We start from the raw sequence: 14,989 nt of genomic DNA, 5'->3' as shown, positions 1-14,989 counted from the left end.
TTTAACAAACAGACCGCACTTTTTGCTTTCTCACACAAAATAGTAGCAATTTGTGTAGTTTGAAAAACCTAGGCTAAGGCTTGTTGTAAGTCATCTGCCGCAGCTTGTAGAATTTGATTAGCTGCTGGTGTTGGTTGACCATCAACAAAGTTGTCGTAATATTTTCCTATGCTATAAGCGCCAACCACCGTTGCACCATGAAATGGCGTGATATTTTTTAAATAGGTTTGTACTGTGAGTCCGCCACGTTCACCACCTGAAGTGGTTAAGATCAGTAGCTTACGTTGATTAAATAGAGTGGACTCTTCTGCTTTTGCTGCACGTGTTCCCCAGTCGTATAAATTTTTGAAAATAGCTGGTGGTGCGCCATTATGCTCTGGACAGGCTAAAATAACGGCGTCATGTTTGTGTAAGAGTGCCACAAAATCTTTTGCTGCTTGTGGATAACCTTGCTCGTTTTCCGCATCTTCACTATAAAAAGGTAAATCAAAATCGAGACTTGACGCATAACACAGTTGGTGGGTGGATAATAAAGGGGCAATAGCGTTTAAGAGATTTTGGTGGATAGAGCGAGAGCTATTGCTTGCATTAAAAAGTAAAATAGTTGACATATTTATCTCCGAATAAATGGATTAATTAGGTAAGATGACAAAATAAGGTTATTTTTGTTATGTTACCAAACAGAATGTCATTATATATGTGATGTTTTCGCGAAACAAGTACGCACTTTTAAGTTATATACTCTCCTTAAGGAAAGCATGATGAATGAAAATGAAGACAGCTATTTAATTGATACTGGAGTAGAAATTAAGGATACCAACTTTGGCTATACATTAAGTTTAATTGGTGGAAAATGGAAAATGGAAAATGGAAAATGGAAAATGGAAAATGATGATTTTATATTGGTTATTTACGTACCCACCAGCGATCCGTTTCAACGAATTAAAACGCTATCTTGGTTCCATTTCCTTTAAAACACTCAGTACCACATTAAAAGAATTAGAAAAAGATGGCTTGGTCCATCGTGAAGAATATCCTCAAATTCCACCTAAAGTAGAATATAGCTTAACTGCACGTGGACAATCACTGATGCCCGTTTTGCGAGCTATGTGTGAATGGGGAAGGAAACATAAAGAGACAGAATAATTTTTGTCAAAAGATGTTGATATTTTAACCATGAATGAAGGAGGAAGTGATGAAAGTGACCAGTTCAGCCATTAAAAATGGTGCATTTGAAGACAAATACGGCAAACGAGGCAAGCAATTTAGCCCAAATGGAATGCCGACCTATTCGATTCCTTTTGACATTAGCGAGGTGCCCGTAGGCACGAAATCTTTTGCGGTGGTATTGGAAGATAAAGATGCGATTACGGCTAGTGGGTTTGTCTGGATTCATTGGTTAATCGCAAATTTAAAACGTACTTCTGTGCAAGAAAACGAAAGTTTAACCGCAACGGATTATGTGCAAGGGGCAAATTCTTGGGCAAGTGTGTTGGGTAAATTTGATATTGCAGAAGCCTCTTTTTATGGGGGTATGGCACCACCTAACTGCTTACATCGTTATGAACTCATCGTATATGCATTAGATTGTAAGTTGGATCTCAGCGCAGGTTTTCGTTTTAACGACCTGCATTTTGCGATGCAAGGGCATATTTTGGATCAAGCCGTCATCATGGGCACTTATGATGTGTAGTGTGACCAATACACGTCATAGGTAAAGTTGTTTTAACGCGCGGTCTATTTTGACAAAATGTTAGTAAAATAGACCGCACTTTTTTGTGATGTTATGGGGCGAGATAAAACTCAATATAACCACCCTGATAAACATAGCCTTTTATGTCACCATGGACTTCATATTTGAAATCCATGTCACGAAAAATGAGCAATCCTCCTTCCCTTGTGGGTACTTGGGTTAGTTGCTTGGCTAATGGCAGTAACGTATCTTGTGAATATTTTTGGTGAATATCTAAGCCTGCTGCTTTAAAAACCTCGACAAAATAGTGTTCATCAAAACTGTACTTGTTATGCTTATCAATCAGATCAAATTGACGTTGAAATAGAGTGGATGTCTCTTGTGTCTGTGTCTCAAGCTCATTTGGATCGCCACTATTAACATAGCCGTTAATCAAATGTAGTGTCTGATAAGGTGCGATATCAATGGTATAGTTATCCTGTCTACGAGTATCGTAAGCATAAAAGGTGATCGAGACATCTTCATCTTGATATGGCGTATTATAAATAATCTGGTTGTAGTAAAAACCATGTAAATAATTGAGTTTTTCTTGACCATATTTGGCGACAGCCGCTGGATTGGTCTTGATATACCCCCCAATAATTTCTTCTAATTGTTTATATTTTTCGACTTGTTCACTGCTCAGTTGTTTAGCGAACTGACTGTCAAAGATGGTTGCGCTAATTTGTTGCTGTTCATCCAAGATATTCAGTTCACTGAGCAACCGTTCAAAACGTGCTAATTGATGTTGCTGTGCCAAATAATAGGGAGAGGTGAGTATTGTGCTGATAAAAAGAAGCAAGCAGGCAGTAAGGCTAAATAAGCGATATTGTTGCAAGCGCTGCGTCATGGAAAATAAAATAAACAAGGTCATCATACTGGCGAGCACGACAAGCATAACGCGGATTTCGGTTAAACCATAAGTGGTAATACGCGTGTGGATGCCTACCCAAAGTAAAACCAGTGGCGCAATAGAGAGATAAGCAAAAACGCGATAGAATCCTGTCCATTTTGCGTCAATCAGCAGTAAGCGTAGTCCTTGACAACATAAGCCTAACGCGATGTATGGCATGATAATATACGCCACACCACCTTTCGGTAGTTCGAAATAAAACAGAATTTTAGCCAAATACAGGTACACGATCAGGGTATAAAGGATAACAACCGGTGAAAAAATAAAGTTGACGATCAATTCGATCACATAATGAAACCGTTCACCTTGAAAGTTTTGGGCTAAGCGCTGTTCAAAAATCAGAAAGAAAACCGGTGTAAAAAAGCACATGATAAAAAGGAGCGTTTTCGGCACGATACGGTAGCTTAATAGATTGATATTAAACAAGTATTCTATACTGTTCAAAACCAATACAGCACATATACAAATGATGCCTGCTAACACAATAGCCAGGGCAAGTTGAGTCAAACGTGACACCGTGTTATACACAAAAAGTCGGTTCTCTTTTGCCAGTGGATAGGTAACAAACAGCACAAAATGAATGAGCAATAGTCCCCAATAAGCGTCATTATCATAGATAGGTCGCTCAGCAAAATAAAAGGCAAGCGTAATAAGAATGGCATAAGCAATAGCAAGCCCATTCGCGTATTTGCGCTTGTTTAGCAGTAACACCGTGGAGAAATAGATCGGTAGCAATAAAACGACAATCATATCTCGGGAAATACTTTCATCTTGTATCCACGGAATAAATGCCGTACTGATGAAAATAAACGACATCGCGAGAGGGTATTGTTTGATTAAATCGCTTAATCTGTGCGTGAACGATTGTATGATATTCATGTTATTTCCTTCCCTTCCTTTAAATAAACAAGTAACACAAAATCACCTCATTTTAATGTTTTTATAAGTCGTTGAATAGCGCAAATAAAAAGCCATAATTCGCGGTATATTGACAGAATTCTGTTGTATTCAGCCGGTTTATTGCGTAATGAATGCGATTTTTTTCAATTAAAGTCGCGAAGCGTCAGTAACAGGTGTGTTTGATTTACATGCAATAAAATGGCACTTTTTATACATAATAGGCATCTACAACTTTGTTTTTTTTAATGATTCCCTTATTATGCTCAAACAAAAATCACATTGTTTACTGTTATATCCTATATATGATCGAAAAATACCCTTTAGACGAAAACAATATTCTCCCTTTTTTGACCACACAGATTGAGCAACAAAATGCCTTTACTTTGTTAAATGCCGCTTGTCAGTGGATGCGTGCCGGAGGTAAAAAAGAGGCAGCACAACGTTTTCATTACATCACGCAACTATTTTATGATGACAAGGTATTGGCGCAGAAAACCGCCAGTCTTTTGTGTCAATGGATTTGCCAACTTCGTTTATATCCCCTGTTTATTAGTTGTGGGATTTTAGGCAGAGAAGGCTTTGGACGCGAAATTCAAAAACGTTTATATGAACGATTAAACCCCTCTTTCAAAGATTTAAACGATTTACGTGATATTTTCTTTGTCCTCTTTTGTGAAGAAAAGGATGCCGACTGGTTACAAGCAGTCGCCATTCAAGACTGGGTGAGGTTATTGGACGTATTACAACAGCACTGTACGGACCGTGATCGGGAAAATGTGCATAACCATTTGCGTTATGAGGGCTTGTTCGCCATTGAAATGCTTGCTATTTGGATTGCGGCGGAAGAATTAGAGCCTGAATTGATGCGCTTAGATCCTTCGTTATTGGATGCCGATTCGCCTTTCGTCGCATTACAACGCGAAGTATCACACTGGGTCAGCGCACGTCGTCAACACTGTCATTATGATGATGCACATTTACAAGTGATGTTTACACAATGTCGTGAGCAAATCGATCGCTTACATAAGCGTGGTTCAAGTGCAGGATCCACCCTCGGTGTTGCCCATTTATTAACCCGTTTAGATCAAACGCTCGATCGTTTAGCTACACTGATGGATCTCTTTCAACAGGATCAGCTTCCGCCACGACGTATTTTGATGTTTAGCGGTGAATTAGCCGTGGCATCGGCACAAACGCACAGTGCAGTGGATTTATGGAAACAAAGTGTCAAAATGCTCGCGCGCAGTATTACCCAGAATAAAAGTGATCACGGTGAACATTATATTACACGCGATGCAAAAGAATACCGTAATATGTTTTTTTCAGCGGCGGGTGGGGGCATTTTAATTGCCTTAATGGCGTTATTTAAACTGTATTTAGGTGATCTGATTGAAGATCGTGTCTGGCGAGGTATTGCTGAAGGGCTGAATTACGGTATTGGTTTTACCTTGATTTTTATGTTGCATTGTACTGTGGCGACCAAACAGCCCGCAATGACTGCAGCACGTTTTGCAGAAACGGTGGATAATGGACAAGGCAAATCCGTTAATCTGCAATTAGCTCAACTGCTGATCGATGTGTTTCGCTCGCAAACAGTGGCAGTCTTGGGTAATGTCACTTTAGCGATTTCTGTGGCTTGTTTGCTTGCGCTAGGCTATCAACATTATGTTGGTACACCTTTATTGAGTGACGCGGAGATTGCCTACCAACAAAAATCCCTTGATCCGATGAAAGGGTCCTTATGGTTTGCCGCCATTGCGGGTTTCTGGTTATTCTTTTCTGGGATTATTTCTGGTTATTTTGATAATCGTAGTAATTATTTGAACTTAAAAATGCGACTAAGAAATCACCCTATTTTACGCCGTCTGTTGACCCGTAATATGCGCTACAAATTTGCAGAATACTGGCATGATAATTACGGTTCGATTATGGGAAATCTGTGTTTTGGTTTATTGCTTGGTTTAACGGGGTTAGTCGGGTATTTGCTTAATTTACCGTTAGATATTCGCCATGTGGCGTTTTCTTCTGCGAATTTGGGCTATATGGCGATCAGTGGCGCGTTTACTTGGCAGATGTTCTTACAAGGTTTAGTGTTCGTGTTATTGATTGGTATGGTGAATTTGATTGTCAGTTTCTTTATCGCGTTATGGGTTGCGCTGCGTTCTTTAGAAACAGAAATTGAGAGTTGGTGTGATATCGCGCAATGTGTTTGGAAATTGATTAAACAACGTCCACTATCGTTGTTTTTCCCTTAGCACTGAAAAAGTAAGAAAAAATGACCGCACTGATTGGGTGCGGTTGTTGATTTTATTGAGGATAATGGTTGCGTAGTGCATGGATTGCCTGTGTCGGGAGCATGATCACCGATTTTAAACTGCTTTCAATCAGGCGAATGATACTTTCTCTTGGTCCATCACGCCAATCATCACTGGCATAAAAAGCATCGAGCTGCTGTTGCAATTTGGTTTCTGTCTCAAATGCACGGATTAAATAATAGCTGTCAATATCATGTAATGAATTTCCATACGCAATGACATCAATCCCATGTTGTTTATGGAGTGGAACACTGATCTCACGCATAATTTGGTGAAACGTTTGTCCTGATTGTGGTTTTAAACGGTATTGTAGAATCTCGATGACTTGATTTTGCATAGTTTATTCTCTATCAGTAAAGGGCGTTTTTGGCTATCAATAGAAAAACGCCCAATAAAAATCACTTATCAACTTGCTTTGAAGAGAGCAAGTGAAAAGAGATTGTTTTGCTACGACTAAGATAAATGCAAGCTATTCATTAGGCTTTTACAGCGATTGCCTCGATTTCAATCCCCACATCTTTCGGCAAACGTGCCACTTCCACACATGAACGAGCAGGGAAGCTAGGGTGATTGTTCTCTTTAAAGAAACGTTCATACTCCGCATTGACCGCTGCAAAGTCATTTAAATCTTTCACAAACACCGTGGTTTTCACGATATTTGCGACTTGTAATCCCGCTTGTTCCACAATCGCTTTCACGTTTTCTAACGATTGACGTGCTTGTGCTACGATATCCGCTGGCACTTCACCGGTTTTTGGATTCACTGGAATTTGCCCAGAGGTTAACAGCATATTACCTAAATCTACCGCTTGTACATAAGGACCAATGGCGGCTGGTGCATTGTCAGTATGAATTACTTTCGTCATGTCGTTTATCTCCTTTTATCTGACTGAAAAAGTTGTTTTATTTTACGCTGTTCAAGGAAAATTTACAGCGGATTTAGTGCATTAATTAACCGAATTTCTTCAAATTGTGCGATCTCTTGCAATAAGATGGAACGGGCTTGAATTTTGCCTTGTTGTAATAACCAGGCTCGTTGTGTGCCGTAAAATAACGGGCTATCTGGCGTGAACCATTGCTCACCTTGGCGAAACACCAGATTACCAATACTGCAATCCGTCACCTTGCCGTGTTTGATAATCATAATCTCATCACAATCCCTACGCTGAGCAAATAACTGATTTAATAATGCCCGATCAGCATATTTCAGATCATAGTTAATTTCATCGCAAATGACAGGCTGAAAAGTGCGGTAAATTTTGCGTTGATAGGGAAAATAATGCACGTCACAGTCTTGCTGATTGTAATCAATCCGACAACGGATTATCGGCGCATGTTGAGTGTGTTCAAGTGCGGTCGGAATCTGAATAATTTTCGCAAGATCCTGTACTTTCGCTCCTTTCTCGCCGTAAAAGGTCGCCAAACTTGCCGCATAACGTTGTTGATGCAGGGCAAGGTGCTGAATTTCACCGTTCACAATAGCGATCGTCTCAAATAAAGGAAATGTCATCGCTTATCCTACTGGTACATACACTTTTTGGATCAATTCTTGGTACTCGTCTTCTAGCTCGCTTAAGATCGTAATCCCGCCACCGCTGCGGAAAATCAATTTCTCGTCCACTTGCTCAATAAAACGAATTGCCACCGCACTTTGTAACGACTCACCATCGAACAGACCAAAAATCCCCGTGTAATAACCGCGTGGCTGCTGTTCTGCGGCGTGAATAATTTGCACGGTTTTTTCTTTCGGTGCCCCACTAATCGAGCCTGCAGGCAACAAGGTGGCTAACATCGTACCAATGCGTGCTTGCCAATTGTCTGCAAGATCGCCGCGAATTTCAGAACTTGTCTGCAAGATCGCCCCTTTTTGTGTCTGAATCTTTTCCACGTAACGAAAGCGCGTCACTTCCACCTTCTCGGCGACCGTTGCCAAATCGTTGCGCATTAAATCCACAATGGTGTAATGTTCTTGTCGCTCTTTGTCAGAATCTAACAAGCGTTTTTCCGCCTCAGGCAACGTAGCATCAATGGTGCCTTTCATCGGGTAAGTATAAATTTGATTGTGATGAATATTGACAAAGCATTCAGGCGAAAAGCACACAAAGCGATCCCGATAGTACAATTTATAGGGAGCTGTCGTTTGTTGAAAAACCTGTTCCAGACGCCAATTCATGTTAATTTCGGTCGGATAGGTGAGATTCAACAAATAAGAATTGCCTTTTTGTAGCTCTTTTTGCACTAAGTCAAAGCCACGCTGATAAGCTGCTTTTGAGATAGGAAATTTGTGCAGTTCAAAAGGCTTGTGAGGCATTTCAGTCTGCCAATTGACATTCTGCTGCCCTCGTATCGCAAAAAATAACCCTAATTCTGCCGCCTGAGCTAACGGACAAATAATCGGCTGTTGCTGTTCAAAATCAATCAGAAAGAAAAACGGCTGACGTTGTTCACCAAACTGATTCGCCTGTTGAATAAAAGCATGGAAGGACATAAGTTATCTACATTTGAAAAAAAATTAGGGAAAGTTTAACGGAAAATGAAACAAAAATCCGCATTTTCCTTTATACTTTGCCTCTTTCTCCACAGAATATGGCGCAGATATGAAACGACTTCTTATCATCAATAATCAAGATTCTTTTACCTACAATTTAGTGGATATGATCCGCCGATTAGCGGTGCCTTTTGACGTGGTCAACGTGCAAGAATTGGATGTGGACGAGGTCGCTAATTACAGTCATATTCTGATTTCCCCTGGTCCTGATGTGCCACGCGCCTATCCGCAATTGTTTGCGCTGTTGGAACGCTACCACCAATCAAAATCCATTTTAGGGGTATGTTTGGGTCACCAAACGCTGTGTGAATTTTTTGGCGGCGAATTATACAATTTAGACAAGGTACGTCATGGGCGTAGTCAACGCCTACAAGTGCGCTCACCTTCTGTCCTATTTCGAGGACTACCCACCGAGTTTCAAATTGGGCTATACCATTCTTGGGCAATTCGTGAGCACAATTTCCCCGCAGCGCTCACTATTACCGCGCATTGTGCCGAAGAAGTAGTGATGGCATTTCAGCATAACCACCTACCCATTTACGGGGTGCAATTTCACCCAGAATCCTTTATGACGGAACATGGCGAACAGCTATTACGCAATTGGCTGGAAAATTAACTTCTTGAGAAAAACAAACCGCACTCGTGTGGGCTCGAGCGTGATCCGAGTTGATGATATCACCTTATCTAATACAAAAGCGGTCAATCTCTCAAAGCGAAAACGTTTTTGAAATCGACCGCACTTTTCTGATTTTTCGGCTGGCTAGAGTAGTTGGCTAATGCCCACATTCACGAAAAATCCACCGATGACCAACCAGCATAGTACGAGTGCGCCCAAAATCAGTGGTTTGATGCCAGCCTGTTTAATGGCGCTGATATGTGTGGTTAAGCCTAGAGCGGTCATCGCGGCGATCAGTAATAAGCCGTCAATTTCCACAATCCAAGCGACGATATGGGCGGGGATGAGAGAAAAGGAATTGATCACCGCCATGAAAATAAATAAAAAGGCAAACCAGGGAATGGTGATTTTGCTATTTTGTGGATTGTCACTTTGCTTCGCCAGTAACCAAGACACCAATAGTAAGAATGGGGCGAGCATCATCACCCGGATCATTTTGGAAATCACGGCGGTATCTGCCACCGCAGGACTAATATTGCCACCCGCCGCGTACACTTGCGCCACTTCATGCACACTTGAACCAATATAAATGCCAAATTGATGTTCACTTAGCCAAGTAGTGAGATAAGGGTACATTAACGGGTACAAGAACATGGAAAGGGTGCCAAAAATCACAATGACGGCTACCGCAATCGACACCTGATGGGATTCCGCTTTGGTGACCGGTTGCATGGACATAATCGCGGCAGCACCGCAAATGCTACAACCACCGGCAGTTAAATACACAATTTGTTTATCCATTTTTAAATAACGAATCCCTAGCCACAAGGTGAGCAAGAAAGTGCTAATCAGCATAATGGTATCCGTCGCAATAGCATTTATGCCAACGTTACTAATGTCTTGTAGCGTGAGGCGAAAGCCATACAAAATAATACCTAAGCGTAATAAGGTGCCTTTGGCAAAAATCACGCCTTGCGCGGTGTATTGAGAAATTTTGGGGTAAAAAGTGTTGCCGAATAAAATACCTAACAGAATCGCAATCGTCAGTGCACTGAGGTTGGCATTGAGAGCGAAAGGCGTTTTCGCCAAAAGATTCACTAGAAAAGTTAAGATGCCAATAAAAACTAAGCCAAGAAAGAGTGTATTTTTTTTCATCATCGTTATTTTTGATACAAGCTATGGGAGCTAAAAAGGATAAAGTGATTTTGGCGAGATGTAAAATAGATTGTGATAAGAAGCAGGATTTATATTTATGCAGGACGCGAACAAAGAATAGCCCACATTGAGCGCAGGCATCACATCCTATTTTCTTAGTTTTTTGCCTAACATTTATAGTGCTTTTTATCGATATGGTGTTTTTTCATACGCAAATAGAGTTTTTTACGTGGAATATTCAGATAAGTCGCCACATCATTAATTCGCCCTTGATAAAAAATTAACGCATCTTCAATGATTTGTTTTTCATATTCATTGATCTGTTCATCAAGCGGTTTGATATGCTCTGTTTTAAGGGCAAGGGGATTGCTCATTGGCGTTTGTTCTGCCAATAAGCCAATCGCATATAATTCTGCCACATGGATAAGCTCTTTGACATTGCCTTGCCAAGTTTGTGTGAGTAAATGTTGTATTAATTTTTTATTAGGTTCGACGTACTCTTTATTTAATCTGGCGCAACTTTTATGCACATAATGGCAGAAGATAGGCAGAATATCGCTGGGGCGTTTTTTGAGTGGCAATAATTCAAATTGCGTATGTAAAAATAAATAATACAGTTCTGAGCAAATCCGTTGTTCTTGAATGAGCGTGAGCAGTGCAAAATCACTGATTAAGATCAGCCTAAAGGCGCATCCTTCCATATTTAAGGCTTTGGCTAAATGTTGCTGTTCCGTTTGTGCTAAATGGTGGATATTTTTTAACACCAGTGTGCCCTGCTGTACATCGTCTAGGCATTTGTCTAGGTTGCATTGTGCTTGCGGTAAACATTCATGATAAATAAACGGAGCGTTCTGACGGGCACTGAGTTTATGTAAGTAAGTGGCAGAAAGATAACGTCCAGTGCCCGTTTCTCCCCATAAAAAGAGGGGGACATCAATGTCGGCGAGTTTTTGTAGCTGGTGGCGCATAGCGATAATCCATTCACTTTGACCAATAAAGCTTTCGCTCAGCTTTTCTAATTGCCATTGGCGATTTTCCATTAAGGCAGCGCGTTTTTCTAATGCTTGTGCGACTTGAATCAGTAAATTTTCTGCTGAGATGGGTTTTTCAAGAAAATTTGTGGCGCCTTTTTTGACAGCCTCCACTGCCATGGGAACATCACCGTGACCCGTGATCATAATCACAGGAATCTGTGCATCGCGTTGAATGATATCTTCTAAGATTTTTAAACCTGAAATATTGGGCAACAAGACATCACAAAGGATGATCCCAATCCAGTTTTCTGGAATTTGCGCCACAATATCTATCGGGTCTGCACAGGTGATCACTTGATAGCCTTCTTGTCGTAATAAATCCTGATAAGAATCGAGAATATCCATGTCGTCATCAATTAAGAGTACGTTATAGGCAGGATTAAACATGTTGAGCCACCTTAAATTTTAATATCACTAATGCATTATGGGTGAGAGTAGAGGCAATGGTCAATGATCCTTGACATTGCTCCATGATGGATTGACTAATGGATAGTCCTAAACCTAAATTGATCGATTTACTGCTCGAAAAAGGTTGCAATAACTTGTCAGTTAAGGGCCAACCTTGACCATTGTCGGTGATCCATAAACAGAGGTCTTCCGCATTATCGCTGTCAACGTCAATATGAATTTGGGGCGGTGTGTGTTCAATGGCTTCTAAAGCATTGAGGAAGAGATTGACAAACACTTGTTCGATAAGGACATCTTCACCTAATACGAGTGGTAAATCTGTGGGCGTGATGAGCTGACTTTGACGCGGTTTATGTTGTGATTCCAATAATTCCCACGCGCTTTGAATACAATCCATTAAATTGACAGCTTGTATTTTGCCGCTCCCTTGGCGTGAGAATTGCCGTAAGCGTTTGACAATCAGCGCCGTGCGTTCAACTAAATGATTGATTTTATTTAAGTATTCAAGTGCTGCCTCACTGTTTTGTTTACTCACGGCTTTTTTCGCACTAAACAAATAAGCGTTCATGGCATTAAGTGGTTGTGTAATTTCATGGCTAATCGAAGTCAAGGTTTTACCGACAGCAGCCAGTTTTGCGGCTTGGGTTAGTTCATTTTGGGCATTTTCTAATGCGGTTTGTACTTCAATACGGTGTTCGATTTCCTCTAAGAGAACTTGATTACGCGATTTTAACTCTTCTGTTTTGTGATTCATTTCGAACAGAAATAAGCGCAATAATTTAGCAATCCGCCCTAATTCATCATTGCCATAAATGGCGATTTTGACGTTGGGCTCGCCATTGGTTAATTGAACTACGGCGTGGTTAAGTTGTTGAAAACGTTTTAAGAGACGTAAACGAATATAAAAGAAGTTAATACCGATGACAAAAATTCCCGCAAATAGCATCACCAATAAAATTAATGCGCCGTTGAATGTAGTACTTTTTTCGACAATATTATGCAGTAAATGTAATTGTTGTTTACTGTTACCAATTTGAGTACTGATTTGCTCGCGAAATGCCTCGAATATCTTATCACTTTGTTGAATCAGCTGTTCTCGTTGTTGGTTCAGTTCGGTACGGATTGCAAACAGGGCGGGGAGTGCTTGTGGGTTTAAGCCAAAGTTAATCAGTTCATCTAAAATTTGTTTAATGGTTGACGTGGAGGAATGAAGACCAAGCAACTGAATTCGGTTAGTAATTAATAACGATAAATAGCTCAAATAATTGTGTAGTCGAATGACATTGCTTTCAGTTGGCTCTGTTATCTGAGTGCGTAATTCTGTGATAATTTGCTCTTCATAAGTAGTGAAATCGTAAACTAACAATAATTCTTGTTGCAGTTTTTTTAATTGTTCGATTTTTTGTTTGTTGTGTGGCTGTTGAACAATATTGTTAGCCAGAGTAGATTGTTGCCAGCTCATTTCTTGCAAAAGTGCGGTGAATTCATTGTGAAAATCATTATGTAACCAGTTGATTTGAGAAATGGTTTTATTCAGTTCATCGTTTAACGTGAGCGTACCTGTGATATTTTGTGATATTTGTTCTAAAAGTGAGGCTTGTTGCTGTAATAATGCCATCAAATCCTCATCTAAATTTTCATCTAATTCAATGATCAGTTCCTTTAACGTCGAAAGCTGTTGCTTTGCATGGTTGTAGCGTTCGACTTTCTCATTGGTGTTTTTGACATTGACCAAATGGATAAAGGCATGATGGAGGATATTAATTTGTTCTTCTGTTTGAAACGCGGCTTGCACTTTAGGAAAATCTTTATCGAGTGCGAAATTGATTTCCGTGCGTTGTTGCTGCCAAGTATAAAGCCCCACGCCACCGACAAACAGACAAAGTAGCCCACTGATCAGAAAAGACAGTTGTAAGCCAGTGCTCAAATCTAAATGTTTCAACCATTTTTTCATTCTTGATTTTCCAATGCGTTAACGAAAGCAAGTTGCTGGGCAATAAAAAAATGTTGCCAATTAAGTAATTCTTGGCTGCGATTAAAATGGGTTAAGTAATCATCATTTTCTGCTTGTTCTGCGGATACTGGTAAGGCAGTGAGAATTTGGCGTAGCTCAGGAAGCGGTCGATTCAACGCGCGTTCTTTTTGGTGTAATAGATGCCAATGTTCTTTCAATAAGCTTAAACGGTGAGTAATTTGTTGTTCAAATAATAATTTGACTAATTCTTGCCGCTTAATTAACAGATGATAGTTCAGTGGAGGCTGAGCGAAGAGTTGCTGTTGTAGTGCGGCTTGAGGATGACTTGCAGGCAGTGGGGTAATCGGGTATTTGCTCATCTGCGGATCGGTTAGGATTTGTTGACCTGTGGCACTGAGTAAAAAGCGAATAAAGCGGAATGCGTGTTGCTTTTTGCGACTTTCTGCTACGACAGCAATAAAGGTTGGCGAAATTGGAAAATCAGGAAAATAATGAAAAGCTAAATGTGATTGATCTTGTGTTGTTAAAATATGTGCATAGTTATCAATAGTAATGCCCACCGCGCCTAAATTCGCTTGCACTTTATCCACCACCCCAAAACTGCGTGATGAAATTGTCCCCACATTCAACATAATTTTTTCAATTAATTCCCACCCTTGTTGCCAACCATAGCGCTGTAATAGCGCTTCTACCATGATGTGATTTGTGTCTGATCGCGTAGGGCTACTGATAATCACGAGCCCTTGTAAATCCGGATGTGTAAGATCTTGCCAAGATTGCGGGAAAGGTAAGTGAGTTTGTTGTAATAACGGGATATTAAAAAGCATGCCGTAACCTGACAGTGCAAAAGCAACCGTGGTCGGTTGCAGGAGATCGGGGAGGAAGCGTGTGTCATGCTCAATGTTAGGAGGTAAGGGGGCTAGCTTGTTTTTATGCTGTAAATTATAAAACAGCATCGGAGATGAACTCAGAATGAGATCAACTTCACGCGCTTTTTCAGTAGAGAGCAGCTGATTTAATGAGGCACTCGTGCGGTTTAAAGTAGTAATTGGGAAACTATCGGGTTGTTTATTCCATTCCTTGATGAGATGTTGCACGCCCTCTAAAGCAAATGTTGTACCGATCACGAGCTCCTCTGCTTTTATTGGGTGAATAAAAGCCAATAAGGTGACGACAAAGTATATGATGTAATTTTGTCTTTTGGAGCGCATAGTGATCACATCGATTAACCCATCTTACTGTGTCATCTTACCCAAAATAGTGGCGGAATAGGGGCTTTTTTTTGTGATCTATCTCAAAAAAAGAGAATTTATATTTTAAAGACTTATCGGATATTTTGAGTCATTTATAGGGCTTTTTTTCATAAATCATTGGAAGCGACGTATCGCTTGAG

Annotated in this window: 13 protein-coding genes and 1 pseudogene; 4 read left to right on the top strand and 10 right to left on the bottom strand. The window is 40.4% G+C overall.

The genetic code is table 11. From position 1 onward, the window contains the following. Positions 1 to 68 precede the first annotated feature (68 nt). Positions 69 to 611, bottom strand: a complete 543-nt coding sequence (locus tag CKV69_RS08205; protein WP_015702543.1) for an NADPH-dependent FMN reductase — start codon at positions 609 to 611, stop codon at positions 69 to 71. Between the two features lie 150 nt (positions 612 to 761). On the opposite strand from CKV69_RS08205, the pseudogene CKV69_RS08200 reads away from it, so the two are divergent. Continuing rightward, a pseudogene (locus CKV69_RS08200) lies at positions 762 to 1,146 on the top strand (winged helix-turn-helix transcriptional regulator). A gap of 49 nt (positions 1,147 to 1,195) precedes the next feature. Then, the gene (locus CKV69_RS08195; protein WP_015702542.1) at positions 1,196 to 1,693 is read left to right on the top strand and encodes a YbhB/YbcL family Raf kinase inhibitor-like protein; all 498 of its coding nucleotides are present in this window, start codon (positions 1,196 to 1,198) and stop codon (positions 1,691 to 1,693) included. Positions 1,694 to 1,784: 91 nt separating this feature from the next. Here CKV69_RS08195 and CKV69_RS08190 read toward each other — a convergent pair whose 3' ends face one another. Beyond that, a complete protein-coding gene (locus CKV69_RS08190; protein WP_015702541.1) occupies positions 1,785 to 3,524 on the bottom strand; it encodes a DUF4153 domain-containing protein in 1,740 nt (579 codons plus the stop codon). Positions 3,525 to 3,847: 323 nt separating this feature from the next. On the opposite strand from CKV69_RS08190, the gene CKV69_RS08185 reads away from it, so the two are divergent. Further along, positions 3,848 to 5,800, top strand: a complete 1,953-nt coding sequence (locus CKV69_RS08185; RefSeq protein ID WP_015702540.1) for a site-specific recombinase — start codon at positions 3,848 to 3,850, stop codon at positions 5,798 to 5,800. Between the two features lie 52 nt (positions 5,801 to 5,852). On the opposite strand, the gene CKV69_RS08180 is transcribed toward CKV69_RS08185, so the two are convergent. From CKV69_RS08180 to CKV69_RS08165, 4 genes are all read right to left on the bottom strand, one after another. Beyond that, positions 5,853 to 6,197, bottom strand: coding sequence for an NIPSNAP family protein (locus CKV69_RS08180; RefSeq protein ID WP_005755039.1), 345 nt, complete (start codon positions 6,195 to 6,197; stop codon positions 5,853 to 5,855). A gap of 139 nt (positions 6,198 to 6,336) precedes the next feature. Next, a complete protein-coding gene (locus CKV69_RS08175; protein WP_005718022.1) occupies positions 6,337 to 6,726 on the bottom strand; it encodes a RidA family protein in 390 nt (129 codons plus the stop codon). A gap of 62 nt (positions 6,727 to 6,788) precedes the next feature. Continuing rightward, a complete protein-coding gene (locus tag CKV69_RS08170; protein WP_005757646.1) occupies positions 6,789 to 7,370 on the bottom strand; it encodes an aminotransferase class IV family protein in 582 nt (193 codons plus the stop codon). A 3-nt stretch (positions 7,371 to 7,373) separates the two neighbouring features. After that, complete coding sequence (locus CKV69_RS08165) at positions 7,374 to 8,348, bottom strand: aminodeoxychorismate synthase component I (RefSeq protein WP_015702539.1); 975 nt, start codon at positions 8,346 to 8,348, stop codon at positions 7,374 to 7,376. 109 nt (positions 8,349 to 8,457) lie between these two features. On the opposite strand from CKV69_RS08165, the gene CKV69_RS08160 reads away from it, so the two are divergent. Then, positions 8,458 to 9,024, top strand: a complete 567-nt coding sequence (locus tag CKV69_RS08160; protein WP_015702538.1) for an anthranilate synthase component II — start codon at positions 8,458 to 8,460, stop codon at positions 9,022 to 9,024. A 144-nt stretch (positions 9,025 to 9,168) separates the two neighbouring features. Here CKV69_RS08160 and CKV69_RS08155 read toward each other — a convergent pair whose 3' ends face one another. The 4 genes from CKV69_RS08155 to CKV69_RS08140 all read right to left on the bottom strand — a co-directional run bounded on the left by CKV69_RS08155 (position 9,169) and on the right by CKV69_RS08140 (position 14,807). Then, positions 9,169 to 10,179 (bottom strand): YeiH family protein, encoded by a 1,011-nt coding sequence (locus CKV69_RS08155; RefSeq protein ID WP_016504394.1) that lies wholly within the window; start codon positions 10,177 to 10,179, stop codon positions 9,169 to 9,171. A 167-nt stretch (positions 10,180 to 10,346) separates the two neighbouring features. Further along, positions 10,347 to 11,600 (bottom strand): sigma-54-dependent transcriptional regulator, encoded by a 1,254-nt coding sequence (locus CKV69_RS08150; RefSeq protein WP_005757635.1) that lies wholly within the window; start codon positions 11,598 to 11,600, stop codon positions 10,347 to 10,349. Next, positions 11,593 to 13,575 (bottom strand): ATP-binding protein, encoded by a 1,983-nt coding sequence (locus CKV69_RS08145; protein ID WP_005752035.1) that lies wholly within the window; start codon positions 13,573 to 13,575, stop codon positions 11,593 to 11,595. Before CKV69_RS08145 ends, CKV69_RS08150 begins: the two co-directional genes overlap by 8 nt. Next, positions 13,572 to 14,807 carry an ABC transporter substrate-binding protein gene (locus tag CKV69_RS08140; protein WP_015690931.1) on the bottom strand — a complete coding sequence of 412 codons (1,236 nt, stop codon included), beginning with the start codon at positions 14,805 to 14,807 and terminating at the stop codon, positions 13,572 to 13,574. The genes CKV69_RS08145 and CKV69_RS08140 overlap by 4 nt, the downstream gene beginning before the upstream one ends. Positions 14,808 to 14,989 lie beyond the last annotated feature (182 nt).

The organism is Pasteurella multocida, from assembly GCF_900187275.1.
Classification (GTDB): Bacteria; Pseudomonadota; Gammaproteobacteria; order Enterobacterales; family Pasteurellaceae; genus Pasteurella; species Pasteurella multocida.
The sequence above is the reverse complement of the archived record's forward strand: the minus strand, read 5'-3'. Positions and strand labels throughout refer to the sequence as shown.

Bases quoted from the DNA above. Each gene is read 5' to 3' on its own strand.
- CKV69_RS08205 (WP_015702543.1), bottom strand. From the start codon at position 611: ATGTCAACTATTTTACTTTTTAATGCAAGCAATAGCTCTCGCTCTATC.
- CKV69_RS08195 (WP_015702542.1), top strand. From the start codon at position 1,196: ATGAAAGTGACCAGTTCAGCCATTAAAAATGGTGCATTTGAAGACAAA.
- CKV69_RS08190 (WP_015702541.1), bottom strand. From the start codon at position 3,524: ATGAATATCATACAATCGTTCACGCACAGATTAAGCGATTTAATCAAA.
- CKV69_RS08185 (WP_015702540.1), top strand. From the start codon at position 3,848: ATGATCGAAAAATACCCTTTAGACGAAAACAATATTCTCCCTTTTTTG.
- CKV69_RS08180 (WP_005755039.1), bottom strand. From the start codon at position 6,197: ATGCAAAATCAAGTCATCGAGATTCTACAATACCGTTTAAAACCACAA.
- CKV69_RS08175 (WP_005718022.1), bottom strand. From the start codon at position 6,726: ATGACGAAAGTAATTCATACTGACAATGCACCAGCCGCCATTGGTCCT.
- CKV69_RS08170 (WP_005757646.1), bottom strand. From the start codon at position 7,370: ATGACATTTCCTTTATTTGAGACGATCGCTATTGTGAACGGTGAAATT.
- CKV69_RS08165 (WP_015702539.1), bottom strand. From the start codon at position 8,348: ATGTCCTTCCATGCTTTTATTCAACAGGCGAATCAGTTTGGTGAACAA.
- CKV69_RS08160 (WP_015702538.1), top strand. From the start codon at position 8,458: ATGAAACGACTTCTTATCATCAATAATCAAGATTCTTTTACCTACAAT.
- CKV69_RS08155 (WP_016504394.1), bottom strand. From the start codon at position 10,179: ATGAAAAAAAATACACTCTTTCTTGGCTTAGTTTTTATTGGCATCTTA.
- CKV69_RS08150 (WP_005757635.1), bottom strand. From the start codon at position 11,600: ATGTTTAATCCTGCCTATAACGTACTCTTAATTGATGACGACATGGAT.
- CKV69_RS08145 (WP_005752035.1), bottom strand. From the start codon at position 13,575: ATGAAAAAATGGTTGAAACATTTAGATTTGAGCACTGGCTTACAACTG.
- CKV69_RS08140 (WP_015690931.1), bottom strand. From the start codon at position 14,807: ATGCGCTCCAAAAGACAAAATTACATCATATACTTTGTCGTCACCTTA.